The following is a 25,862-nucleotide window of genomic DNA, read 5'->3' as shown; positions in this document are numbered from 1 at the left end:
ACAAATAAAAAGCCCCGCTCTCGCGAGCGGGGCTTTTTTTTGGGTTTGGCAAGACGGGCGCACATCCCCCTCAATGCACGCTGACAGGTTCCAGGTCGTATTGCCGCGCGCCGGCAAAGGCCGCGTCGCGATTATCGAGCACGGCCATGCGCTGGCCATTGGCGGCATGCACCGCATAGAGCCGGGTGTCGGCGGGGATGTTCAGCTCGTCGCCGATCTCGCTCTCGATTTCGCCGGCCAGCACTTCGCGGACATAGACGATGTTCGGAACGCCGATATTGGCGAACATTTCCGGCGTCAGTCCGCGGAAATCCTTTGTGCCCCAGCCCGAGGTCTCGACCTCGTTCTCGAACGCCTCGTTGTCGGTTTCGTTACGCATGATACTCACTCCTTTCCGCCCTTCCTTCACTAACGAAGCAAAGGGCTCACTCCGTCGCCTCGGCGCGGCGCTCGGCGCGCTGCGGGCGGCGAACGGTCTCGGGCGCCTCTTCGACAATCTCGATCCGCCGCACGGTCTTTTGCGGCTCCGGCCGCGCGAGATCGACTTTCAGCAAGCCGTTCTCGAGAACCGCGCCCGTCACCTCCATGCCGTCGGCCAGCACGAAGGCGCGCTGAAACTGCCGTGCCGCGATGCCGCGATGCAGATAGGTGCGGCCTTCCTCGTCGCGCTGCCGCCCGCGAATGACGAGTTCGTTGTTCTCGACCGTCACGGAAAGCTCGTCGCGCGAAAATCCGGCGACCGCCAGCGTGATCCGAAGCGCCTCGCCCGCCGTCGCGGCGAGCTGTTCGACATTGTAGGGCGGATAGCCGTCGGAGGCCTTCGTGGCCCGTTCGAGCAACCGTTCCATCTGCTCGAAGCCCAGTAGGAACGGGCTGTTGAACTGGATCATGCGCCTTGTCTCCAAAGTCCTGTTCGCCAAGCGACTTTGCATTCCGGCCCGTTTCCGGCGCCGTTGGTAACTATGTGGGGATTCGCCGATTATGTTGCAAGTCGCGGAACTGCCTGCGAAATCCCTCATTTCCCGAGGGTTATGCGAACGGAGGCGCCGCCCTGCCTTGAAATCACCGCATCGCCGGTCAACCTGACAAAGGGAGGCGCAAACGGGGCACGCACTGGAAGGATAAGGAACCCGGACCATGCTCGAACTCCCTCCGCTTCCCTATGAGGAAGATGCGCTCGCGCCGCATATTTCCGCGAAGACGCTTTCCTTTCACTACGGCAAACATCACAAGGGATATGTCGACAAGACCAACAAGGCGATCGAGGGTACCGAACTCGACGATCTTGCGCTGGTGCCGCTGATCCGCAAAGTGGCGAACGACGCCGCACAGCAGAGCCTCTTCAACAACGCTGCGCAGGTCTGGAACCACGACTTCTACTGGCGCTCGATGACACCGAAGGGCGGCGGCCGGCCGAAGGGCCTTATTGGCGAGCGAATCGACCGCGATCTCGGCGGCTACAAAAAATTCCGCGACAGCTTCAAGGAGATGGCGACCGGTCAGTTCGGCTCGGGCTATTGCTGGCTGGTGCTCGGCGCCGAGGGCAAGCTGAAAATCCAGGCCACCGCCAATGCGCAAACGCCGATCGCCGGCACGCGCGACGTGCCGCTGCTCACAACCGATGTCTGGGAGCACAGCTATTACCTCGACTACCAGCACAAGCGCGCCGCCTATATCGACGCCTTTCTCGACAATCTCATCAACTGGGAGTTTGCCGAAACGAACCTTGCGGCGGTCCCCGAGCGTGAGGCCGTCGAATAGGCTGTCGCCAAATCGGCGCTTGCCAAATCGCCGCTTGGATGCCGCGTCCGCTTTTGCAAGACTGTCGGGACAATTGACGGTTTGAGCGGGGGCGGGGCGTGACGACGGAGACGACAGAGGCCGAGCGCGTCTCCTACAATCCGAAAGCCATTGTCGCCGGCCTTGCCGTTTCCGGGCTGATGCTGGCGCTGCCGGCGCCGGACGGGCTTTCGCCAGAGGGCTGGCGGCTCGCGGCGCTGGTCGCGCTGATGGCGATCTGGTGGGTGACGGAAGCGATCCCGGTCTATGCGACCGGCCTGCTGCCGCTTGTCGGCTTTCCGCTGCTCGGCATCGCCACCATCGGCGCCGCGGCCGCGCCTTACGCCAACCCGATCATCTTTCTTTTTCTCGGCGGCTTCCTGATCGCCGCCGCGATGCAGGCGACCGGCCTTCACGAACGCATCGCGCTCCATGTGTTGGCGCGCACCGGTACCGGCGCGCGCCAGCTTGTCGGCGGCTTCATGCTGACCGCCGCCTTCCTCTCGATGTGGGTCTCGAACACCGCGACCGCCGTGATGATGGTGCCGATCGCGATGTCGGTCATCGCAATCACCGTTGCGGATGACGGCGTTCACGCGCCGCGCGGCGGGCTCGACGTGGCGCTCTTGCTCGCGGTCGCCTATGGCGCCAGCATCGGCGGCATCGCCACCCTGATCGGCACGCCGCCCAACGCCTTTCTCGCCGGCTACATGGCGCAGGAACACGGCCTCGAAATCGGCTTTGCGCAGTGGATGATGTTCGCCCTGCCCCTGTCGCTCGTCATGCTTGCCTGCTGCTGGCTCACATTGACGCGCCTCGCCTTCCGTCTCGACGGGCGGCCCATTGCCGGCGTCGCCGCGACGCTCGGCCGGGCGCTTGACGATCTCGGCCCGATCCGGCGGCCCGAAAAAACCGTCGCCGTGGTTTTCGCGCTCGCCGCCCTTGCCTGGATCGCGCAACCGCTGATCGCGACCGTCATCCCGAACCTGTCCGACACCGTCATCGCGATCCTTGCGGCGCTGGCGCTGTTCATCATACCGGCGGGCGGAGGCAAGCCGGCGCTCAACTGGGAACATGCGGCCCGCGTGCCTTACGGATTGCTGCTGCTATTCGGCGGGGGCTTGAGCCTCGCCGCCGCATTCGGTTCGACGGGGCTTGCGCTCTGGCTTGCCGGCGGCCTCGGCGCGGCGGCGGGCCTGCCCGCGATCCTCGTCATCCTGCTGATCGTCGCCACCATCGTCTTCCTGACCGAACTCACCAGCAACATCGCGACGACGGCCGCCATGGTGCCGCTCTTGGCCGGTGTCGCGGTCGGTGCGGGCATCCACCCGCTCCTCCTCTGCGCGCCCGCCGCGCTCGCCGCGAGCTGCGCCTTCATGCTGCCGGTCGCGACGCCGCCCAACGCCGTCGTCTTCGGCGCCGGCCATGTTACGATCCCGCAAATGGCCAAGGCCGGTTTCTGGCTCAACCTCTTTGCCATCGTCGTCGTCACGGCCATGGCCTATGCGCTGCTGGGCTGGGCCTTTCCGCTGGTGGGGTGAGGCCTACTTCCACCCCGCGCGGTCGAAGATGCGCACGGCTTCCGGCTGGTTGCGGCCCAGCGCGCTGGCGTTCAACGCGTCTTCCCTGAAGGTGAAGGCGTTGAGCGGCGTGTCGATCTCGACGCCGGGTACGACCGCATATTCGTGGTTCTGTTCGCTGAAGGCGCGCTGCGCCCAATCGCTTGTCAGGAATTCGATGAAGCGCACCGCGTTGGCGCGGTTCGGCGCATGAACGAGAACACCGGCGCCGCCGATATTGACATGCGTGCCGTTGCCTTCCTGATCGGGAAAAACAAGTTCGACCGCATCGGCGACCGTACGGTCGCCGGCGTTGCCGGACCCCATCAGGCGGCCGACATAATAGGTGTTCGCGAGCGAGATGCGGCATTCGCCGGCCGCCACCGCCTGGATGTTTCCGGTGTCGTTGCCTTGCGGTTCGCGCGCGAAATTGGCGACGACGCCTTTCGCCCAGTTTTCGGCTTCTTCCGTACCCCGATGTTCGATCGTCGCGGCCAGCAGCGAGAGATTGTAGATGTTCGACGACGAGCGCATGCAGATCTCGCCCTTGTGCAAGGGGTCCGCGAGGTCGGCATAGGTTTCGAGCTTTTCGGGACGGCCCTTCGCCTTGTTGTAGATGATGATGCGGGCGCGCTTTGACAGGCCGAACCACAAGCCGTCCGGATGGCGCAGATGTTCGGGGATGCGCGTCTCCAGCGTTTCGGAGACGACCGCCTGGAAGAGGCCCTTCTCCTCGGCGCGCCACAGCCGCCCCGCATCGACCGTGATCAGCAGGTCGGCCGGGCTCTGCGCGCCTTCGCGTTCGATGCGCGCGATCAGTTCGTCGCTGTCGCCCTCGATCAGATTGATCGCGATGCCGGTCTCCTCGGTGAACTTGTCGTAGAGCGCGAGGTCGGTGTCGTAGTGGCGGGCCGAATAGATGTTGAGTTCGAGCGGGGTGACGGTCGGTGTCGCCGTTTCGTTCGAGCCCATTTGGGACCCGACGATGACAGCGAGGACAACACCGAGAACAAGTATGCCGGCAAGGAGACGTGACATGGCGGTTCCGGATCTGAGAGGGGGTTACGGACTATTGATAACGACTATCATTCGCGTACCCAAGCCGTCATGTGACATATTTTTGACAGTTCGATGACAGTCAGGGCTTCGCGGCGAATACGAAGGTGCCCTGCGGGTCGAAATCGAGGCTGGCGGCGGCGCCGATTTTCAAGGCGCCGGGGTCGGTCACGCGGGCGCGCAACGGCTCCAGCGCCGGCGAGGCAGCAGCCGAGAGCAGCACCAGCCAGTCATGGCCGAGGAAGCGCAAGTCATTGACCAGGAAGGTGTTTTCGGCGCCATTCGGCGCGCCGAGCGTCACCGCTTCGGGCCGCACGATCACCTCGACCGCCGCCCCTTCGTGAAAATCGGCGGCCGGCACCGATCCGTAGGCCGTCACCGCGCGGCCCGACGATACGGTCGCCGGAAAGCGCTGCGCCTCGCCGAAAAGCGAGGCCACAAGGGCACTTGCGGGATTTGCGTAGAGTTCTTCGGGCGTCGCGCACTGGGCGATGCGGCCGCCCTCCATCACCGCGATCCGGTCGGCGATTTCGAGCGCCTCCACAGGGTCATGCGTGACGACAAGTGTAATAACGCCAGCGCTTTTCAGCGTTCGCCGCGCTTCCTCGCGCAGGCTGCGGCGGCGCGTCACGTCGACGCTCGCGAAGGGTTCGTCGAGCAGCATCGCCGCCGGTTCCGGCGCCAGCGCGCGGGCCAGCGCCACGCGCTGCTGCTGGCCGCCCGACAGCGTGTGCGGGTAGCGCGGCTCGAAGCCGGAAAGTCCAACGGCGGCAAGCCGTTGCGCGACGATGCGGGCCTGCTCCTCCTTCGGGCGGCGGCTCAATCCGAAGGCGATGTTCTCGGCCACCGTGAGATGCGGAAAGAGCGCATTGTCCTGAAAAACCATGCCGAACGGCCGCTTTTCGGGCGGCAACGCGCGTCCCGGCATCGCCAGCACCGCGCCGCCAAGATCGATCGACCCCTCCTGCAGGACTTCAAGTCCGGCCGCCAGCCGCAGCAGCGTCGTCTTGCCGCTGCCCGACGGTCCGAGCAGGCAGAGAATCTCGCCCGCCCGCGCCTCCAGCGAGACGCCGGACAACACCTGAAGGTCGCCATATCTGTGTCCGACATTGCGGAACGCCAGCGTCATTCGCGTCAAACCCGCCCGTTTCCTCGAAAACCTTTGCAAATGCGTAGCAAAATTACTTTGCCGCAAGGACCCGTATTTGTCACAAAGGCCGCATGGCAGTCACGGAAAAAGATTGGATGGCCGGCCGTGCGCGACGCCGCGCCGCATCGGGTTGGACGCTGGCGGCGCTCGCCGTCGCGCTGGTGCTGCTCGCCCCCTCGCTGACGGTGCTGGCAAGCCTTGTGCTGCCCGCGAGCGAGAACTGGGCACATCTGCGCGCCACCGTGCTGCCCGCCTATGTGGCGAACACGCTCTGGCTGATGGTGCTTGTGGCGCTGATGGCGGGCGTTATCGGCGTCGGCACGGCATGGCTGGTCGTCGCGGCGCGGTTTCCGGGCCAGCGCATATTCAACTGGGCGCTGGTGCTGCCGCTGGCGATGCCAGCGTATATCATCGCCTATGTCTATACCGACCTGCTTGCCTTCGCCGGACCGGTGCAGAGCGGTTTGCGCGCGCTGACAGGATGGAGCGGCGGCGACTACGTCTTTCCGAATATCCGTTCGCTGCCCGGCGCGGCCATCATGCTGAGCCTCGTCCTCTACCCTTACGTCTACCTGCTGGCGCGCACCGCCTTTCAGCGGCAATCGGCGGCGCTCTTCGAAGCGGCGCGCATGCTCGGCGCGCGGCCGTGGCGGGCATTCCTTCGCGTGGCGCTTCCCTGCGCGCGGCCGGCCATCGCGGGCGGCCTCGCGCTGGCGCTGATGGAGACGATTTCCGATTTCGGCGTCGTCGATTATTTCGCGGTGCCGACGCTGACGACCGGCATTTTCCGCACCTGGTTCAGCCTTGGCGACGCGCTGGCCGCGGCGCAAATCGCCGCCTGGCTTTTTCTTTTCGCGCTGGCGCTGGTGATGATCGAGATGGTCAGCCGCCGCGGCCGCGTCGCCAATCCGCTGGCGCGCGACATGGCGGCGCGCCCGGTGACGCTCAAAGGCGGCCGGGCCGCGGCCGCGACGATTGCCTGCGCGCTGCCGGTGTTGCTGGGCTTCGTCGTTCCGGCCATCGTGCTCGCCCGCTATGCCCTGATCGAAGGCGATCCGCTGGTCGGGCGCAGCTTTCTCGATTTCGCCTCCAACAGTCTTTTCGTCGCCTGTGTCGCGGCGGTGCTGGCGACCGCGCTGGCGCTGCTGCTCGCCTATGGCGAACGCCTGCATCCGACACCCTTCAACCGCATTTCGATCCGCCTCGCAACGCTCGGCTATGCGCTGCCGGGCGCCATGATCGCCATCGGTATCCTGACGCTGACAACCGGCGTCGACCGCGCGCTGGCGGGCTTTGCCGAAACATATCTCGGCTTCGCGCCCGGCCTTCTCATCACCGGCTCGGCCGCCGGTCTTGTCTTCGCCTATGTCGCGCGCTTCCTGACCGCCGCCTTCAACGCGACCCATAGCGGGCTTGAGAAAATCCACCCCACGCTCGACGCGGCCGCGCGCAGCCTCGGCGCGCCGCCGGGCCGCGTCCTGCGCGCCGTTCACGTGCCCCTGCTGCGCGGCGCACTGGCGAGCGCCGTGTTGTTGGTTTTCATCGACGTGATGAAGGAATTGCCGGCGACGCTGCTGTTGCGGCCCTTCAATTTCGAGACGCTGGCCACCCGGACCTACCGCCTCGCCTCCGATGAAAGGCTCGCCGAAGCTTCGACGGCGGCACTGACCATTGTCGCGCTCGGGCTCTTGCCGACAATCCTGCTCAGCCTGTCGATTGCGCGCTCCGGCATCCGCCCGCCGGCGCCGCCGAGCGACACCGCACACGCAAATGTGACGCCGCCGGCCGCCTGAACGGCGTTTAAACCGCCGGTCTTGCTTGAAATCGCCGTCACGTCGGCCAAACTTGACTTGCTGTCACAATTCAGTCGGATGACGACGGGATCATCCCTGCTGCCCTCGCGCCCCAAACCGGAGCTTTCATGCGTCTGCCGATACTCACCGCCGCGTTTTCTGCCGTGCTGTTCGCAAGCGCCGGCCTTTCGGGCGCCGGCGCGCAGGAGGGGCCCGTGCAGAACGTCATCGTCGCACCGGCCGTCATCGACCGTTTCGTCGATCAGGTCGAGGCGCTCGGCACGACCTTCGCCAATGAAAGCGTCACCATCACCGCCAATGTGTCGGACAAGGTCGTGGAGATCCTTTTCGACGACGGACAACAGGTCGAGCAGGACCAGGTTCTGGTTTTGCTCCGGCGCGACGAACAGCGCGCCGAACTGGAGGCAGCGGAGGCCGTTCTGGCCGAACGGCGGACCGCCTATAACCGCGCCAGCGAACTGGAGCGGCGGCAATACACCGCAACCGCACAACTGGAGGAACGGCGCGCGGCGCTGCGCCAGGCGGAGGCCAATCGCGACGGTGCGAAGGCGCGGCTCGACGACCGCGAAATCCGCGCGCCCTTCGAGGGCGTGGTGGGCCTGCGCAACATCAGCCCCGGTACGCTGGTGACGCCGGGCAGCGTCATCACGACGCTCGACGATCTCGATCCGATCAAGCTCGACTTCACGGTGCCCGCGGCCTATCTGGCCAATATCCGGCCGGGGCTCGAAATCCGTGCGACGACGACGGCGCTTCCGGGCCGCGAATTTCGCGGTACCGTGCGCAGCGTCGCGACGCAGGTCGACCGCGTGACGCGCTCGATCACGGCGCGCGCCTTTATCTCCAACGAGGACCATGCGCTGAAGCCGGGCCTGCTGATGACGGTGCGGCTTCTGAAAAACCCGCGCGATGCGGTCGTGATCCCGGAAGAAGCGCTGGTGCCGTCGGGTACACAGAACTTCGTTTTCGTTATCGACCGCGCCAGCAACAAGGCCGAGCGGCGCGAGATCAAAACCGGCGGGCGGCGGCCCGGCGCCGTCGAAGTGGTCAGCGGGCTCGTACGCGGCGAAATTGTCGTGACGCATGGCACGATGCAGGTGCGCGACGGCATGACGGTCAATATCGTCAAGGAAGAAACGCCGGAACAGACGCTCGGGCGGCTCGGCACGACGGTCGTCCAGTAGGAGGCGGGGGAGACCATGAAACTTTCCGACGTTTCGGTTACACGGCCCGTCTTCGCCGCCGTCATCAGCATGCTGCTGGTGGCCTTCGGTCTCGTTGCCTTCGACCGGCTCCCCTTGCGCGAATATCCCGACATCGACCCGCCGATCGTTTCGATCACCACCGATTATCGCGGCGCGGCTGCGGCCGTGGTCGAGACGCGCATCACCGAGGTCATCGAGGAGCGCATTGCCGGCATCGAAGGCATTTCATTCGTGCAATCCTCGAGCGAGGACGGACGCTCGCGCATCACCATCGAATTCAATCCTGGCCGCGACATCGACGCCGCCGCCAACGACATTCGCGACCGCGTGTCGGGGATTCTCGACGTCCTGCCGACCGAAGCCGATCCGCCGGACATCCAGAAGGCCGATTCCAGCGACGACGTCATCATGTGGCTCAATGTCGTCAGCGACCGTTTGTCGATGCTGGAACTGACCGATTATGTGGAGCGCCATCTCGTCGACCGGTTTTCGACGCAGGACGGCGTGGCGCGTGTCAGGCTCAGCGGCGCGCGCAGCTATTCGATGCGCATCTGGCTCGACCGTACCGCACTTGCGGCGCGGGCGCTGACGGTCGGCGATGTCGAGGCGGCGCTGATCGCCGAGAATGTCGAGCTGCCGGCCGGCAGTATCGAATCCGTGCAGCGACAGTTCACCGCGCGGGTCGAACGCGGCTTTCGCAGCGAAGAAGATTTCCGCCAGCTCGTTCTCGGCCAGGGCGCGGACGGCTATCTGGTGCGGCTCGGCGATGTCGCGCGCGTCGAACGCGCGGCCGCCGAAGAGCGAACGTTCTTTCGCGGCAATCGCATACCGATGGTCGGCATCGGCATCGTCAAACAATCGCAGGCCAATACGCTGACGGTGGCGCGCGCCGCCAAGGCCGAAGCCGAACGTCTTGCGCCGGGCTTGCCCGAGGGCATGGAGATCAGACGCAGCTACGACACCAGCGTCTTCATCGAAGGAGCGGTAAACGAAGTCTACAAGACGCTCGCCATCGCCGTCACATTGGTCATCCTGACGATTTTCGTTTTTCTCGGCAGCGCGCGGGCAACGCTCGTTCCGGCCGTCACCGTGCCTGTGTCGTTGATCGCGCCCTTTCTCGTGCTGTTCGCACTCGGCTTTTCGGTCAATCTCCTGACGCTGCTGGCGCTGGTGCTCGCCATCGGGCTTGTGGTCGACGATACGATCGTGGTGCTCGAAAATATCTACCGGCGCATGGAGGAAGGCGAGACGCCGCTTGTCGCCGCCTATCGGGGCGCGCGGCAGGTGGGGTTTGCGGTCATCGCAACGACCGTGGTGCTGATTTCGGTCTTTCTTCCTCTCGCCTTCGTCGAAGGAGCGATCGGGCGGCTCTTTTCCGAGTTCGCAATCACCATGGCGGCGGCGGTTGCCTTTTCAAGCCTTGTCGCGCTCAGCCTGTCGCCGATGCTGTGCTCCAAAGTCCTGCGGCCGACCTCCAATCGTACCCGCTTCAACATCGCCGTCGACGAGGGCTTCGACAAACTCAAGACGCGCTACCGCGAGGTGCTGGCGCGCGCGCTTCTCAAGCCGTCGATTACGGCGGCAACCTTCGGCGGGCTTGTTGTCGCGGCGCTCGGCCTTTTCATCGTCATTCCGTCCGAATATGCGCCGCGTGAAGACCGCGGCATCTTCTTCGTGATCGTCAACGGGCCCGAAGGTGCATCGTTCAACTATATCAACGAATACATGACAGAGATCGAGGACCGGCTGATGCCGCTGGTCGAGAGCGGCGAGGTCAACCGGCTGCTGGTGCGCGCGCCGCGTTCGTTCGGCAATCTGTCGAGTTTCAACACCGGGGTCGCCGTCATCGTGCTGGCCGACTGGAGCGAGCGCCGCTCGGCATGGGCGATCATGGATGATGTGCGGGCGCGCCTTGCCGACCTGCCGGGCGTCACTGCTTCGCCGATGATGCGGCAGGGCTTCGGGCGCGGCGCGGTCAAGCCTGTGCAGTTCGTCATCGGCGGCGGCTCCTATGAAGAGCTCCGCGAATGGCGCGACATCCTGATCGCGGCGGTCGAGGCGGACAATCCCGGCCTCATCAATATCGACCACGACTTCAAGGAAACCAAGCCGCAGCTTCGCGTCGAAATTGACCGCAACAATGCAGGCGATCTCGGCGTGACGGTGGGCAATATCGGGCGAACGCTCGAAACCGTGTTCGGCTCGCGCCGGGTGACGACCTTTGCCGATGGCGGCGAGGAATACGACGTCATTCTCGAAGGCGAACGTTCCGCGCAGCGGACGCCGAGCGACATGAGCAATGTCTTCGTGCGCTCGGAGCGGACGGGCGAACTGATACCGCTCGCCAATCTCGTCACCGTCAACGAGGCGGCGGGACCGGCCAGCCTCAACCGCTACAACCGCATGCGGGCCATCACCATCGACGCCAACCTCGCCGACGGCTACACGCTGGGCGCCGCGCTCGACCACCTGCGCAATCTCTCGCGCCAGCACCTGCCGCCGAACGTCGCCATCGACTATCGCGGCCAGTCGCTCGACTTCGTGCGGGCCGGCGGCGCGCTCGGCTTCATCTTCGTGCTCGGCCTTGTCGTCGTCTTCCTGGTGCTGGCGGCGCAGTTCGAGAGTTTCGTTCATCCGGTCGTCATCATCCTGACCGTGCCGCTGGCGATCACCGGCGGACTGTTCGGCATCTGGATAACGGGCGGTACGATCAACCTCTATACGCAGATCGGGCTCATCATGCTGGTCGGGTTGGCCGCCAAGAACGGTATCCTGATCGTCGAGTTCGCCAACCAGCTGCGCGACGAGGGGCGGGAGTTCGGCGAAGCGCTGATCGAAGCGGCAGCGATCCGGCTGCGCCCGATCCTGATGACGGCGATCACGACGATTGCGGGTTCCGTGGCGCTGATCCTTTCCTTCGGCGCCGGCGCCGAGACGCGCACCGCCATCGGCGTCGTGATTTTTTCCGGCGTCATCGCCACCACGATCTTTACTCTCTTCGTGGTTCCGGTCGCCTACCAGGCGCTGGCGCGCCGCACCGGGTCGCCCGGCGACACGCAGCGCCGGCTCGAGAGCGAGATCGAGCGGATCGAGGGCGCGGGCTTGCGGCCGCGTCCCATGGAAGGTGCGGAATAAATCGCGATGCCGGGACAGCCCGAACGCTTCGACGATGCCGAACGGCTGGCAGACGCCATTGTCGCGCGGGTCGGTCGCAAGATCGTGATGGCGCTGCCGCTCGGGCTCGGCAAGGCCAATCATATCGTCAATGCGCTGACGGCGCGCGCCATTGCCGATCCGTCGATCAGCTTGAGCATCCTGACGGCGCTGACGCTCGAGAAACCGCGCGCGTCGAGCGATCTCGAACGGCGCTTTCTCGAACCCGTGGCCGAGCGCCTCTTTGCGGGCTATCCCGAGCTTCGCTATGCGACGGCGCTGCGGCAGGGGACGCTGCCGCCCAACATCGAAGTCCATGAGTTCTTCCTGATGGCCGGGCGCTGGCTCGGTTCGCCGCGCCAGCAGCAGAATTACATCTCGGCCAATTACACCCATGTCGGGCGCTACATCCTCGAACGCGGCGTCAATGTGCTGGCGCAGCTTGTCGCGCCGCCGGAGCGCGCGGGCGGCGGCTACAGCCTCAGTTGCAATCCCGACGTCACGCCCGACTTTCTGGCCGCAAGGCGCGGCGGACAAACCGGCATTGTCTTTGTCGGCGAAGTCAACGACGCGCTGCCATTCATGGACGGCGCGGCGGAGGTGCCGGCGGCGGAATTCGATTTCCTGCTCGAAGGCGACGATTTCCGCTTTCCGCTGTTCGCGCCGCCGCGCGAACCCGTGACGCCGGCCGATTATGCGATCGGCCTCAACATCGCCGGGCTCGTGCCCGATGGCGGAACGCTGCAGGTCGGCATCGGCTCCATCGGCGATGCGATCGGGCAGGGGCTTGTGCTGCGGCACCGCGACAACGCGATCTGGCGGGCAACGCTTGAACGCCTCGGCAGCCCGCCGCGCGAGACGGCGCGCTTCGAGGAAGGGCTCTACGGCGCCAGCGAAATGCTGGTCGAATGTTTCCTCGATCTGATGGAAGCCGGAATCGTCAAGCGCGAGGTCGACGGCGTGGCGATCCATGCGGGCTTCTTTCTCGGTTCGCGAAACCTCTATGCGCGGCTGAAGGAAATGACGCCCGAGGCGCGGCGGCGCATCGCGATGGTGCCGGTGTCCTTTGTCAACGAACTCTATGGCGACGAAGCGGGCAAGCGCGCGGCGCGCAAGGGGGCGCGTTTTATCAACACCGCGATGATGGCGACGCTATCGGGCGCCGTCGTGTCCGACGGGCTCGATGACGGGCGCGTCGTCAGCGGCGTCGGCGGCCAGTATAATTTCGTGTCGCAGGCCTTTGCGCTTCCCGATGCGCGTTCGGTGATCGCGCTGCGCGCGACGCGCGAGAAGGGCGGCGAGGCCTTGTCGAACGTGGTCTTTTCCTATGGCCACCAGACGATCCCGCGCCATCTGCGCGACATCGTCGTCACCGAATACGGCGTCGCCGATTTGCGCGGCAAGACCGATGCCGAGGTGGTGGCGGCGATGCTCGGCGTCGCCGATTCGCGCTTTCAGGCGGGGTTGCTGGCGCGGGCGAAGAAGGCCGGCAAGATCGCGGCGGATTACGAGATCCCGCCGGCGCGGCGCAACAACCGCCCCGAACGGATCGCGGCGGGGCTGGCGGACGCCAAGGCGCAAGGTCTGTTGCCGCTCTTTCCCTTCGGCAGCGATTTCACCGCGGTCGAGCAGGCGTTGATGCCGGCGCTCGGGCGCCTTTCGCGCGCCTCGAAGCGGGAACTCGCGCGCATGGCGCTGAAAGGCGGCCCCTCGAATGCTTCAACAAATGCCGCTCTCGAACGGATGGGGCTCGCAAGGCCTTCGTCTTTCAGCGAAAGGCTTTACCGCCGCCTCTTGCTGGCGGCGCTTGCAGCCCCCAACTAGGGATTTGTCATCACGCGCGTTGGGAGGACGCCCGCCATGATCGATCTCTATTACTGGCCGACACCCAACGGGAAGAAAGTGACGATCCTGCTCGAGGAATGCGGGCTTCCCTACAATCTGATCCCGCTGCATATCGGGCGCGGCGACCAGTTCAGCCCCGAATTCCTGAAGCTCAATCCCAATCACCGCATGCCGGCCCTCATCGACCATGAACCGATGGGCGGCGGCGCGCCGCTCGGCATTTTCGAGTCCGGCGCGATGATGATGTATATCGCCGAGAAGGCCGGGAAGTTCTTCCCGCAAGACCCCCACGGCAAATACGAAGTCACCCAATGGGTGATGTGGCAGATGGCCAATCAGGGTCCGAAGCTCGGCGAGTGCGGCCATTTCCGGCGCCTGGGCGAGCGCGAGGGCGACCAGTCCTATGCGGTGCGCCGCTTCACCGACGAGGCCAACCGGCTCTACGGGGTGATGAACAACCGCCTCTACGACCGGCGCTACATGGCGGGCGAGGCGTACACGATCGCCGACATGATCTGCTATCCTTGGGCCGTCAACTGGAAGGCGCAGGGACAGGACATCGAGGAATTCAAGCATTTCAAGCGCTGGCTCGCGGAGATCGGCGAGCGCCCGGCCGTCCAGCGCGGCATGGCGGCGGGCAGCGACCTTTCGATGGACCTCTCCAAAATGACGCCCGAAGAGCAGGAGAAGGTCCGCAAGATGCTCTACAACCAGCGCGCCCGCCCGGCGCCGGACGCCTGAAAGGCGGTCATATCCCCCGCGTCACGCTGGTGTTGCGTGTTTGCCGCAGTGCAAAAAAATACAGAAAAGAATGCGAGAAACCGGGGCACACCCCTTGGATTCTCATATATCGGCCCTATATAGACGCGATATATCGGCCCAGCATATATGCCCGCGACACCCCTTGGCCGGCGCGGCAAGGATACCCCCGATGCAAGTCACCACGCTCTGTCTCGGCGCGTTGGTCTTCGGCGAAGCCACAGGCTACGAGATCAACAAGATGTTCGAGGACGGCCCGTTCAGCCATTTCCTCGACGCCAGCTATGGCTCGATCTATCCGGCGCTGACGCGGCTGACGGATGAGGGCCTGGTTACCTGCAAGGCGGAACAGCAGGAGCGCCGCCCCGACAAGAAAATCTACTCCCTGACCGACAAGGGACGGCAGAGCCTCCGCGAGGCGCTGCATACGCCGCTGGCCGAAGACAAATTCAGGTCCGAATTCCTTTTCGCGGTTTTGTTTGCCCATTTGCTGCCGCGTTCGCGCGTGGTCGAGCTTGTCGATCAGCGTCTTGCCGCGATGAAGGCGAAGACCGAAGAACTCGCGACGAAGGATCCGGGCGACACGCCGGGCATGGATTTCGCGCGGCTCTACGGTCACGCCGTCTATTCGGCATCCGTCTCCTTTCTCGAGAACAACCGGCACCTGATCGAAGACATTGCGGTGGACGACAAGCCGCAGGAAGCCCCCAGAGAAGTACACACGCATGTTTGAGCACCAGCGGAATATCATCGGTCAGGCCGCGTCGAAACTTAATCGTTCGCAATTGATCGCCATCGGCATCGCCGCGATCATCGGGGTCTGGTTCTTCACGGGCATTTTCAACGGCGGCAACGGCGTCACCGACGACATGACGGCGGCCGAACGCAATGCGGCAAACACGACCGTTCCGCAGGTGCGCGTCGTGACGTCGACCGCGAGCGCCCGGCAGGGCGTGGTTGCGATCCGCGGACGCACGATGGCCAAACGCGCCGTCGAAGTGCGCGCCGAAACGCAAGGAACGGTATCGGAACTCCCGGTCGAAAAAGGCGCGCGCGTCAAGGCGGGCGACGTCTTGTGCGCGATCAACCTCAACGCCCGCGACGCCCAGCTTGCCGAAGCGCGCGCGCTGGCGCGCCAGCGTCAGCTCGAATATGACGCCTCGCGCCAGCTTGCCGAAAAGGGCTACCGCGCGCCGACGGCGGCGGCGGCTTCCAAGGCCGCGCATGACGCCGCGCAAGCGCGGCTGAAGCAGATGCAGATCGAGGTCAGCCAGACGAAGATCGTCGCGCCTTTCGACGGCGTGTTCGACGACCGGCGCGTCGAGGTCGGCGACTATCTGCGCGTCGGCGACGTTTGCGGTCTCGTGGTCGAGCTCGATCCGCTGCTGGTCGTCGGTCAGGTTGCCGAAGACCGCGTCGGCATGCTCAAGATCGGCCAGCCGGGCCGGGCGCGCCTGATCACCGGCGAAACGGTTTCGGGGACGGTCAGCTTCGTCGCCAAGACGGCCGATCCGGCGACCCGGACGTTCCGTGTCGAGCTTGAAGTGCCCAATCCCGATTTTGCGATACGCGCCGGCATCACGGCCGAAATCGCCGTGCCGGGCCAGGAAATCCAGGCGCATCGCATTCCGAGTTCGGTGATCTCGCTCGACGACAAGGGCGTGATCGGCGTCCGCACGGTGGACGCGGACAGCCGCGTCCGCTTCGACGCGGTACAATTGATCGACGACACGCCCGAAGGCCTCTGGGTTGCCGGCCTGCCGCAGACGGTGAAGCTCATCACCGTCGGTCAGGACTATGTGATCGAAGGACAAAAGGTCGAGGCAATGCCCGCCGCCACACTTGGAGCCGGCCTGTGAACGGATTTGTCGACGCAGTTCAAGGGCGCGCCCGCACCACCATGACGACCATGGTGCTGATGGTCATTGCCGGTCTCATCGCCTATGTGACGATCCCCAAGGAGGCCGATCCGGACATTCCGATCCCGATCTTCTACGTTTCGATCACGCATCAGGGCATTTCGCCGGAAGACGCCGAGCGGCTGCTGATCCGTCCGATGGAAACGGAGCTGCGCTCGCTCGAAGGGCTCAAGGAAATCAGGGCCACGGCCTCGCAGGGCCATGCCGGCATCGTGCTCGAGTTCGACGTCAACTTCGACAAGGACAAGGCCCTGCAGGACGTGCGCGAGAAGGTCGATCTGGCGCGCGCCAAGCTGCCGGGCGAATCCGACGAACCGACGGTGCGCGAGTTCAACGCTGCGCTTTTCCCGGTGCTGATCGTCACGCTGTCGGGCGAAGTGCCGGAGCGGACGCTTTATGAGGCGGCGCGGCGGCTGAAGGACGAGATCGAGGCGGTCCCGACCGTGCTGCAGGCCGAACTGATCGGTCATCGCGAGGAATTGCTGGAAGTCGTGATCGATCCGGCGAAGCTCGAATCCTATGGCATCTCGCAATCCGAACTCATCAACATCGTGCAGATGAACAACCGCCTCATCGCGGCGGGCAACATCGACACGGGCCAGGGCCGCTTCTCGGTCAAGGTGCCCGGTCTGTTCGAAACGCGCGAAGATGTGCTGACCCTGCCGGTCAAGGTTTCCGGCGACGGTATCGTGACGCTTTCGGATGTCGCCGACATCCGCCGGACCTTCAAGGACCCGGACGGCTTTGCGCGCTTCAACGGCCATCCGGCCATCGCCATCGAAATCACCAAGCGCATCGGCACCAACATCGTCGACAACAACACGCAGGTGCGCGCCGTCGTCGACGAGTTCACGGCCGACTGGCCCGACGCCATCCATGTCGATTTCACGCTCGACGCATCGAGCTGGATTCACCGTTCGCTCGGCTCGCTTCAGTCCTCGATCACCACCGCCATCGTTCTGGTGATGATCGTCGTCGTGGCCGCGCTCGGTCTGCGCTCGGCGCTGCTGGTCGGCATCGCCATTCCGACCTCGTTCATGATCGGCTTCCTGTTCCTGTCGGTCACCGGCTACACCGTCAACATGATGGTGATGTTCGGCATGCTGCTTTCGGTCGGCATGCTGGTCGACGGCGCCATCGTGGTCGTCGAATTCGCCGACCGGAAAATGTCGGAGGGGCTCGAACGCCGCGCGGCCTACGGGCTTGCCGCCAAGCGCATGTTCTGGCCCATCGCCGCCTCGACGGCGACGACGTTGGCCGCCTTCCTGCCGATGCTTCTCTGGCCGGGCGTCAGCGGCAAGTTCATGAGCTACCTGCCGATCACGCTGATCGTCGTGCTCTCCGCCTCGTTCATCACCGCGCTCGTATTCCTTCCCGTTCTCGGCGGTCTCGTCGGCAAGGCCGAGAACGCCGACAGCGACGTGCTGAAACTTCTGGCGGGCACGGAGACCGGCGACATCCGGTCGCTGCCGGGGCTCACGGGCGCCTATGTGCGCCTGCTCGACCGGTTGATCCATTTTCCCGGCCGTGTGCTGGCCGGCACCGTTGTCATTCTGGTCGCTACCATTGTGCTCTTTTCGAATTTCAACAACGGCGTCGAGTTCTTCGTCGACACCGAGCCGGAACAGGCCATTGCCTTGGTCAGCGCGCGCGGCAACCTGTCGGCGCAGGACACGTTGACGCTGGCGCGCGACGTCGAGGACATCGTGCTCTCGACCGACGGTGTGCGCACGGTCTTCACGCGCACCGGCCCCGGCCTCGGTTCGGGTCCCGTCGGCCGCGGCGACGTGCCGAAGGACCTGATCGCGCAGTTGATGATCGAACTGAAACCCTATGAGGAGCGCGCCAAGGGTGCTGTCATTCTCGACGGCATTCGCCAGCAGACGGACAAGCTTCCGGGCATCAAGGTGGAACTCCGGAAGCTCGAGGAAGGCCCGCCGACCGGCAAGGACATCCAGATCCAGTTGACGTCCAGCGACTATACGCGGCTGCTGGAAGCAACCACCCGAATCCGCGAACATCTCGACCGCAATGTCGACGGGCTGCTCGACGTCGAGGATGGAAGGCCGCTGCCCGGCATCGAATGGGTGATGACGGTCGACCGCGAACTCGCCGGGCGCTTCGGCGCCGATGTGACATCGGTCGGGGCGACGATCCAGCTCGTCACCAACGGCATCCTGATCGGCAAGTACCGTCCCGACGACGCGCAGGACGAAGTCGACATCCGTGCCCGCTTCCCGGACTCCTACCGCGTGCTCGACCAGCTCGACCAGTTGCGCGTCCAGACGCAGAGCGGCCTCGTGCCGATCTCGAATTTCGTCAAGCGCACGGCGCAACCGCAGGTCAGTTCCATCGAGCGCGTCGACGGATTTCGGCAGATCACGATCAAGGCCAACACCGCCTTCGACCGCGAGACCGAAGCCAAGATCAATGTCGACGAAAAAACGCGCGAGATACAGGAATGGATCGAGGCGCAGGATTTCGGGCCGGGCATTCGCATCCGTTTCCGCGGCGCGAGCGAAGAGCAGGAGGAATCCGCCAACTTCCTTGGCGGGGCGCTGATCGGCGCGCTGTTCCTGATGTTCGTGATCCTGCTGACGCAGTTCAACAGCTTCTACCATTCGGTGCTGACGCTTTCGACGGTGGTGCTGTCGACCGTCGGTGTGCTGATCGGCATGATGGTCACTGGCCAGCCTTTCTCCGTCATCATGACGGGCACCGGCATCGTCGCGCTGGCGGGCATCGTCGTGAACAATTCGATCGTGCTGATCGACACCTATCAGCGCCTGCTTCGCGAAGGCATGGATGTGATCGAGGCGGTGTTGCGCACGGCGGGGCAGCGTCTCCGGCCGATCATGCTGACCACCATCACCACGATGTTCGGCCTGTTGCCGATGGCGCTGCAGATCAATCTCGATTTCGCGGCGCGCGAGATCGTGTTTGGCGGCCCGGTCGCGGTGTGGTGGGTGCAGTTGTCGACGGCGATTATTTTCGGCCTCGGCTTCTCGACACTGCTGACGCTGGTTCTGGTGCCGGTGCTGCTGGCCGCACCGTCGACGCTCCGGTCGCGTCGCGGGCACTCGTCGCGATCCGGCGCGGTCGCGCATCCGGCCGAGTAAAGGGGTTCTATTCGGTGGCGATCGGGTTGGCGAGAAGGCCAACGCCCTCGATCTCGACCTCGATCCGGTCGCCGGGCTTCATCCACACGGGCGGCGTGCGCGCGAAGCCGACGCCCGCCGGCGTTCCCATCACCAGCACGTCGCCGGCTTCGAGCGTCATGCAGTCGCTCAAGAGCGCGATCGTCTCGTCGACCGGAAAAATCATGTCGCGCGTGTTGGCGCTTTGCATCGTCTCGCCATTGAGCCGCGAGGCGATGGCGAGGCCCGTCGCGCCCGGCGGCAGTTCATCCGCCGTCACGAAGAGCGGGCCGAAGGGTCCGCTGCCGTCGAAATTCTTGCCGATGGTCCATTGCGGCGTCCGCCGCTGATAGTCGCGCACCGACACATCGTTGAAACAGCTGTAGCCGGCCACATAATCGAGTGCCCTGGCGCGTTCCACATGGCGCGGCACCGTGCGGCCGATGACGGCCGCCAGCTCCGCCTCGAAATCGAGTTGCTCGGAAACGCGCGGCCGAACGACCGGCGCCCCGTGGCCTACCAGCGACGTCGCGCAGCGCATGAAGAAATTCGGATAGTCCGGCCTCTCGCGCCCGCCTTCGGCAGCGTGTTCGGCGTAATTGAGGCCGAGACAGATGATCTTGCCGGGGCGCGGAATGACCGGCAGCAGGGTCAGCCCGTCGAGCGACAGGCGCGGCGCATTGCCCGCCGCCTTCGCCGCCGCCGCAAGCCCGTCCTTGCCGGCACGGATCGCGTCGATCAGCGCGCGAGCGCCGAGATCGGCCACCTCGCCGCCCTCGACCAGCCCAAGCCGCGCCGCGCTCGCCACCTCGAATGTCACAAATCGCATGATTGCCCTCGCCTGTCCCTGCCGCTTTATCCCACGGCGCGCGGGCGGCAACAAGGATCAGGCCAGCGCCGCGCGCACTCTTTCGGGCGTCATCGGCAGTACCGTCAGCCGGCGCTCCGTAGCGTCGGCCAGTGCATTGCCGATGGCGGCGGCGGCGGCGATGATGCCGGTCTCGCCGGCGCCGGTCGGCGCGTCGCCATCCTCGTCGATCAACTCGATGGCGATTTCCGGCATTTCGGCGATCGTCGGGATGACGTATTCGCCAAGATGATCGGCGCCGACGCGACCGTCGCGGATGCCGAGATTCTCGCTCAGCGCCATGCCGATGCCCCAGACAAGGTTTCCCTCCGTCTGCGCCCGCACCTGGTCCGGGTTGACGACGACGCCGCAATCATGCGCCGCATACATATGCGTCACGCGCACAGCGCCTGTTTCCGCATCGACCTCGACATCGGCGGCGACGGCGATGTAGCTGACCTGCTTGTAGATGCCGCAGGCATAGCCGCGGCCGCGCAGCGTGCTTTCGGGGGCTACGCCCGCCAGCAGCGCCACGCGCTCCAGACAACGGCGCAGCCGCACATGCTCAGGCGCGATATTGGCGAGCCGGAACGCCAGCGGATCCTGGCCACTTGCCCGCGCTGCCGCGTCGATCGCCGTCTCGATGGCAAAGCCGTTGGGCCCGGCGCTAAGGCCGCGCCACGGACCGGTATCGACCGGCAATCTGATGTCGGCGCATTCGACACGCAGATTGGCCGCGGCGTAGGGCGGCACGGCGTCGCGCGCGACGCCCGGATCGGTGACGAAGCTCGTCACCCTTTGCAGCCAGGGCGGCATTGCGGCTGAGGTGAATATCACATGACCCGACGCGAAGGCATGCCACCAATCGGCGATGCGGCCGTCGTCGCCGACGCGGATGCGGACGCGATGCGCCGAAGGCGGGCGGTGAAACCCCTGCTGGAACTCCTCCATGCGGCTCCATTGCACCTTGACCGGCCGTCCGGCGGCCTGCGCCAGACGCGCCGCTTCGATCTCCTGACGGCAGATGCCGCGCGCGCCGAAGGCGCCGCCGACCCGGCAGCTATGCACCGCGACCTCTCTCTCCTTCAGCCCGAACTCGCGCGCCAGCACGCTGCGGGCGAAGAACGCATCCTGCGTTCCCGTCCACACGTCGAGCCTTACAGGCCCGTCGTCGTTCCAGCGCGCCACCGCGGCGCGCGGTTCGATCGTCGCATGCGCCGCCATCGGAATGTCGAGGCGCAGATCGACGGTCCAGTCGTCGCGCGGCGGCATCTTGCCATCCGCCAGTTTGTGTTCCAGCGCACCGCGCGCCAGCAGCCGGTCGACATCGATTGCCGCGTCGATCGCCTCCTGCGTCGCGCCCGCGCCGTCATCCCATTGCGTCTCGACCGCTTCCAGCGCGCGTTGCAAGGCCGGAAAACTGTTGGCGACAATGCCGGCGTCGCGGTCGAGGCGAAAGAGCCGGCCGTCCGCAATGCTTTCGCCGGCCGCATCGCGCAACCGCGCGCCAAGGCGCGGGGCGCGCAGCATCGCGCCATAGACCATATCGGGAAGCATCACATCGGCGGCGTAGAGCGGCTTGCCGGTCACGATCTCCTCGATGCGGTCGGTGACGGCGGCGCGACCGACATGACGCCTTTCGCGCGCGGTATCGAAACTGCGCAATGTCACGTCCTGTCCCTCGTCGGCAAGCAGCAGCGCTTCGCCGCCGGCGAGCGCGGGAAAGTTGATTTCGCGCTCCCCGGCCGCGTAGCCCGTTCCGGTTTCGGCAAGCGCGCCGGGCGCGACGCCGAGTTCGTCGGCCGCGCGGGCACGCAAGGCCTCGCGCATGATAGCGGCGGCGCGTGCCAGCGGTTCGCCGAAGGCCGAAATGCTTTCGCTACCGACGGTGGCGCGCGCCACGGCGATCCCGGCCGTGTCGGGCAGCACGGCGTCGACGAGATCGAGGGAAGCGTTCAATTCTTCCGCCACGATCTGGCGCAGCGACACCGAAATCCCCTGGCCGATTTCCTGCCGCGGCGAGTGAACGACAAATCGTCCGTCCGGTCCGAGGCGCAGCCAGCCCAGCGCGTCGGCGGGCGAAGGATTGCCGCGCGGCGGCAGCGGCGGGATCGGGTTCAGCGTCCAGCCGCCCAGCGCCACCGTCACCGTGATGCCGCCTGCGGCCGCGAGAAATCTCCGGCGTGTCGTCCTCATGCCCGCTCTCCCTCGGCGGCAGCGCGGCGCACCGCGCGGCGGATGCGGTCATAGGTGCCGCAACGGCAGAGATTTCCGGCCATCGCCGCATCGATATCCGCGTCGCCCGGTTGCGGCACACGCGCCAGCAGCGCCGCGGCCGACATGATCTGCCCCGCCTGGCAGTAGCCGCATTGCGGCACGCTCTCGGCGATCCAGGCGCGCTGCACCGGATGAAGCGCCGCGTCTTCGCCCGCCAGTCCTTCGATGGTGGTGACGGCCGCGCCTTCGGCATCGCCCGCCGGCACCAGGCAACTGCGCACCGCCTCGCCGTCGAGATGCACCGTGCAGGCGCCGCAGACGCCGAGGCCGCAGCCGAATTTCGCGCCGGTCAGGCCGAGCCGGTCGCGCAGCACCCAGAGCAGCGGATCATCCGCGACGCTTGCAGGCAGATCGACCGCCCTGCCGTTGATGTTGAGCTTCATCCGGTCCTCCCATGGCAAGGCTTCATGTAGCGGAGCATAGTGACCGGCATTTCCGTTGAATTGAACAATTGCGCCGCTATTTCGGGCCGCGCGCGCATCACAACCGTGTGACCGGCGCCGCAGCGCGCGGCTTTTCAAAGCGTGGCCTGCATGCGACGGTAAGGCACCGATTCGCCTTCTCCTTCCCGGATATTGTCCCCGATGAATGCCCCCGCCGCGACGCGCACGCCCGAGCGGCAGATCCTGAAAGATGTTTTCGGCTTCGACGCCTTCCGTCCCGGTCAGGCGCAGGCCGTTGCGACGCTGCTTTCCGGCCGCAACCTCCTCACCGTCATGCCGACGGGCTCGGGCAAGTCGCTCTGCTTCCAGGTGCCGGCGCTTGTCCGGGGCGGGCTTACCATCGTCGTCTCGCCGCTTGTTGCGCTGATGCAGGATCAGGTTTCGGCGCTTCGGCTCGCCGGCGTCGCCGCCGACAGCATCAATTCCGCGCAATCGCGCGACGACAATGTGGCCGCGTGGCGGCGCGCCGCCGCCGGCGAAACGCGGCTTCTTTATCTGGCGCCCGAACGGCTGATGACGGAGCGCATGCTGGCGGCGCTGCAACGGCTCGACGTCCGGCTCATCGCCGTCGACGAGGCGCATTGCATTTCGCAATGGGGCCCGGCCTTCCGGCCCGAATATGAGGGCCTTGCGCGCCTGCGCGACATCTTTCCCGATGTACCGATCGCGGCGCTGACGGCAACCGCCGACGAGGCGACGCGGGCCGACATCGCCGCGCGGCTTTTCGGCGGCGATGTGGAAACGCTGGTGCTCGGTTTCGACCGGCCGAATATCCGCCTCACCGTTTCGCCGAAGAAGGAATGGAAGCGCCAGCTTCTCGACACGGTCGGGCGTCACGCGGGCGCCAGCGGCATTGTCTATTGCCTGTCGCGGCGCAAGACCGAGGAGACGGCCGAATTTCTTGCCGGCGAAGGTTTCAGGGCGCTGCCGTATCACGCCGGCATGAGCAAGGAAGCGCGCGAGGCCAACCAGAACCGCTTCATGACCGAACGCGGCATCGTGATGGTCGCGACCATCGCCTTCGGCATGGGCATCGACAAATCCGACGTGCGCTACGTCGTGCATGCCGATCTGCCCGGCAGTCTCGAAGCCTATTACCAGGAGATCGGACGCGCTGGGCGCGACGGCGAAGCGGCGGAAGCGCATATGCTGTTCGGCCTTGCCGACATCCGCATGCGCCGTTCCTTCATCGAGGAGGAAGCGGCGGGCGAAGAGCGCCGCCGCCGCGAGCATCGCCGTCTCGATCACCTGCTCGCCTTTTGCGAAGCGCCCGGCTGCCGCCGCCAGATCCTGCTGTCCTATTTCGGCGAGACGTCGGCGCCTTGCGGAAACTGCGACACCTGCCTCGACCCGTCCGAACTCACCGACGGCACGGCGGAGGCAAAGCTGGTGCTCGCCGCGATCCGTCAGAGCGGCGAGCGCTACGGGGCCGCGCATGTGATCGATATTCTGCGCGGCTCGGAGACCGAAAAAATCGCCGCGAGCGGACACAACGATCTCGCGGTCTTCGGCGCGGGCGCCGCGCGGCGCAAGCCCGAATGGCAGGCGCTGATCCGGCAATTGACGGCGGCCGGTTTTCTCGCCGTCGATATCGGCGGCTATGGCGGATTGACGATCGCCGAAAAGGGTCAGGCGCTGATCCGCGGCGAGGGCACCTTCCTCTACCGCGCCGAGCATGTGACGCGGCGGAGCGAGGCGGCGGCGCCGATGAGCGACGAGGCGGCGGGTTTGCTTGCCGCCCTCAAGGAATTGCGCCTGCGCCTCGCACGCGAGCGTCAGGTGCCGGCCTATGTGATCTTTTCCGACCGGACGCTCGCCGACATGGCCGCAAAACAGCCGCGCACCGAGGACGAGTTCGCGGTCGTCAACGGCGTCGGCGCGGCCAAGCTACGCGATTTCGCGGGCATCTTCCTCGCCACCATCCGGGCCCATGAAAGCGGCGCTTCGGCCGCTTGATCCGCGGCGCGGGCGCGCTACCCTTCTGACGGGCTCCGCTGTCGGGGGTCTGGCGTCGACGGGTAAAATTATGGCGAATGTATCGCTGCCATCGCGGTTGCCGAAAGGCCGGACAAGGCGCGTCGCGCCGTTGCTGGTCGGCGCCCTGTTGATTGCGGCCGCGCCGGCCGCTGCAACGCCCGCGGCCGCGCCCGCCACAGCGGTCGACCTCACCTACAAGGTCTATGGCGGCGGCCTGCTGATTCTCTCGCTCGACACAAAGGCCGAGCTCGGCGGCGGGCGCTACGAAATCGCCTCCAATGTCGTGACCGAAGGCCTCGTCGAGCGGCTGTTTCCCGGCCGCCTGACCTCGCAGGCGCACGGGACTTTGACCGGCGCCGGGCCGCAAATGCAGCGTTACATGCAGGCCTACAAGGGCCGCTTCGGCGACCGCTCCATCGACATGACGCTGGCCGCCGACGGCACCTATGACGTCGCGGCCGAGCCTGAGATGCTGCCCGAGCAATCGCCGATCGATCCGAAGGCGATGGCCGGCGCGGTCGATCCGCTGACGGCGTCGATCTATGCGGCGCTGACGGGCACGAAGGCGCCCTGCGCGTCGCGTGTGCCGGTCTTCGACGGGCGGCGCGTCTACGAGCTCGATTTCTCGATGCGCGCAACCGACCGCCTCGAGCCGCGCGCCGCCGGCGAGTTTGCGGGCGAAGCCTGGCGCTGCGAGGTCGCCTACAAGCCGAAATCGGGTTTCACCCGCGAATGGCACATCCGCCGCGCCAAGGATCCGCTACGGCCGGCAACCGTGTGGCTCGCGCGCTTCGACGGCGGCAACGGCGCGGATGACGGCCCGAGCCTCTTGCTTCCGGTCAGGGTGCAGGTCGAGTCGGCTTACTTCAACGCCGTTGCGCATCTGACGCGCGCCAGCATCGACGGTCGCGAACTCATCGTCAGCCGCGAAGAGTGAGCGCG

Annotated in this window: 19 protein-coding genes; 12 read left to right on the top strand and 7 right to left on the bottom strand. The window is 65.8% G+C overall.

The features are described 5' to 3' along the window. Positions 1-70 precede the first annotated feature (70 nt). Both KF719_RS11550 and KF719_RS11545 read right to left on the bottom strand, forming a co-directional pair. The gene (locus KF719_RS11550) at positions 71-379 is read right to left on the bottom strand and encodes a DUF1150 domain-containing protein (RefSeq protein ID WP_293508861.1); all 309 of its coding nucleotides are present in this window, start codon (positions 377-379) and stop codon (positions 71-73) included. A gap of 46 nt (positions 380-425) precedes the next feature. After that, complete coding sequence (locus KF719_RS11545) at positions 426-890, bottom strand: Hsp20 family protein (protein ID WP_293508860.1); 465 nt, start codon at positions 888-890, stop codon at positions 426-428. Between the two features lie 247 nt (positions 891-1,137). On the opposite strand from KF719_RS11545, the gene KF719_RS11540 reads away from it, so the two are divergent. After that, positions 1,138-1,761: a superoxide dismutase gene (locus KF719_RS11540; protein ID WP_293508859.1), complete on the top strand. Its 624-nt coding sequence runs from the start codon at positions 1,138-1,140 to the stop codon at positions 1,759-1,761. Positions 1,762-1,859: 98 nt separating this feature from the next. Continuing rightward, positions 1,860-3,320 carry a DASS family sodium-coupled anion symporter gene (locus KF719_RS11535; RefSeq protein WP_293508858.1) on the top strand — a complete coding sequence of 487 codons (1,461 nt, stop codon included), beginning with the start codon at positions 1,860-1,862 and terminating at the stop codon, positions 3,318-3,320. Between the two features lie 3 nt (positions 3,321-3,323). On the opposite strand, the gene KF719_RS11530 is transcribed toward KF719_RS11535, so the two are convergent. After that, positions 3,324-4,376, bottom strand: a complete 1,053-nt coding sequence (locus tag KF719_RS11530) for a Fe(3+) ABC transporter substrate-binding protein (protein WP_293508857.1) — start codon at positions 4,374-4,376, stop codon at positions 3,324-3,326. Positions 4,377-4,476: 100 nt separating this feature from the next. Next, on the bottom strand, positions 4,477-5,523 hold the full coding sequence (locus KF719_RS11525; RefSeq protein WP_293510644.1) for an ABC transporter ATP-binding protein: 1,047 nt from the start codon (positions 5,521-5,523) through the stop codon (positions 4,477-4,479). Between the two features lie 116 nt (positions 5,524-5,639). On the opposite strand from KF719_RS11525, the gene KF719_RS11520 reads away from it, so the two are divergent. The 8 genes from KF719_RS11520 to KF719_RS11485 all read left to right on the top strand — a co-directional run bounded on the left by KF719_RS11520 (position 5,640) and on the right by KF719_RS11485 (position 19,358). Then, on the top strand, positions 5,640-7,337 hold the full coding sequence (locus KF719_RS11520; RefSeq protein ID WP_293508856.1) for an iron ABC transporter permease: 1,698 nt from the start codon (positions 5,640-5,642) through the stop codon (positions 7,335-7,337). A 128-nt stretch (positions 7,338-7,465) separates the two neighbouring features. Then, positions 7,466-8,542, top strand: a complete 1,077-nt coding sequence (locus tag KF719_RS11515) for an efflux RND transporter periplasmic adaptor subunit (protein WP_293508855.1) — start codon at positions 7,466-7,468, stop codon at positions 8,540-8,542. 15 nt (positions 8,543-8,557) lie between these two features. Continuing rightward, positions 8,558-11,698, top strand: a complete 3,141-nt coding sequence (locus KF719_RS11510) for an efflux RND transporter permease subunit (RefSeq protein ID WP_293508854.1) — start codon at positions 8,558-8,560, stop codon at positions 11,696-11,698. 6 nt (positions 11,699-11,704) lie between these two features. Further along, on the top strand, positions 11,705-13,540 hold the full coding sequence (locus KF719_RS11505; protein WP_293508853.1) for an acetyl-CoA hydrolase/transferase C-terminal domain-containing protein: 1,836 nt from the start codon (positions 11,705-11,707) through the stop codon (positions 13,538-13,540). A gap of 36 nt (positions 13,541-13,576) precedes the next feature. Continuing rightward, positions 13,577-14,302, top strand: a complete 726-nt coding sequence (locus KF719_RS11500) for a glutathione S-transferase N-terminal domain-containing protein (protein WP_293508852.1) — start codon at positions 13,577-13,579, stop codon at positions 14,300-14,302. Between the two features lie 190 nt (positions 14,303-14,492). Next, on the top strand, positions 14,493-15,053 hold the full coding sequence (locus KF719_RS11495) for a PadR family transcriptional regulator (RefSeq protein WP_293508851.1): 561 nt from the start codon (positions 14,493-14,495) through the stop codon (positions 15,051-15,053). Next, on the top strand, positions 15,046-16,179 hold the full coding sequence (locus tag KF719_RS11490; RefSeq protein WP_293508850.1) for an efflux RND transporter periplasmic adaptor subunit: 1,134 nt from the start codon (positions 15,046-15,048) through the stop codon (positions 16,177-16,179). The genes KF719_RS11495 and KF719_RS11490 overlap by 8 nt, the downstream gene beginning before the upstream one ends. Beyond that, positions 16,176-19,358 carry an efflux RND transporter permease subunit gene (locus KF719_RS11485; protein ID WP_293508849.1) on the top strand — a complete coding sequence of 1,061 codons (3,183 nt, stop codon included), beginning with the start codon at positions 16,176-16,178 and terminating at the stop codon, positions 19,356-19,358. Before KF719_RS11490 ends, KF719_RS11485 begins: the two co-directional genes overlap by 4 nt. Positions 19,359-19,365: 7 nt before the next feature. On the opposite strand, the gene KF719_RS11480 is transcribed toward KF719_RS11485, so the two are convergent. Genes KF719_RS11480 through KF719_RS11470 form a run of 3 tightly spaced genes read right to left on the bottom strand, consistent with a single transcriptional unit; the run spans position 19,366 to position 22,883 of the window. Further along, the gene (locus KF719_RS11480) at positions 19,366-20,205 is read right to left on the bottom strand and encodes a fumarylacetoacetate hydrolase family protein (protein ID WP_293508848.1); all 840 of its coding nucleotides are present in this window, start codon (positions 20,203-20,205) and stop codon (positions 19,366-19,368) included. Positions 20,206-20,262: 57 nt separating this feature from the next. Next, the gene (locus KF719_RS11475; protein ID WP_293508847.1) at positions 20,263-22,419 is read right to left on the bottom strand and encodes a molybdopterin cofactor-binding domain-containing protein; all 2,157 of its coding nucleotides are present in this window, start codon (positions 22,417-22,419) and stop codon (positions 20,263-20,265) included. Then, complete coding sequence (locus tag KF719_RS11470) at positions 22,416-22,883, bottom strand: (2Fe-2S)-binding protein (RefSeq protein ID WP_293508846.1); 468 nt, start codon at positions 22,881-22,883, stop codon at positions 22,416-22,418. Before KF719_RS11470 ends, KF719_RS11475 begins: the two co-directional genes overlap by 4 nt. 201 nt (positions 22,884-23,084) lie before the next feature. On the opposite strand from KF719_RS11470, the gene recQ reads away from it, so the two are divergent. Both recQ and KF719_RS11460 read left to right on the top strand, forming a co-directional pair. Further along, positions 23,085-24,899: a DNA helicase RecQ gene (gene recQ / locus KF719_RS11465; RefSeq protein ID WP_293508845.1), complete on the top strand. Its 1,815-nt coding sequence runs from the start codon at positions 23,085-23,087 to the stop codon at positions 24,897-24,899. A 70-nt stretch (positions 24,900-24,969) separates the two neighbouring features. Then, a complete protein-coding gene (locus KF719_RS11460; RefSeq protein ID WP_293508844.1) occupies positions 24,970-25,857 on the top strand; it encodes a DUF3108 domain-containing protein in 888 nt (295 codons plus the stop codon). The last annotated feature ends 5 nt before the right edge of the window (positions 25,858-25,862 follow it).

It is taken from the genome of Parvibaculum sp. (genome assembly GCF_019635935.1).
Taxonomy (GTDB): Bacteria; Pseudomonadota; Alphaproteobacteria; order Parvibaculales; family Parvibaculaceae; genus Parvibaculum.
Note: the sequence above shows the minus strand (reverse complement) of the source record. Positions and strands in the feature narration are given on the sequence as shown.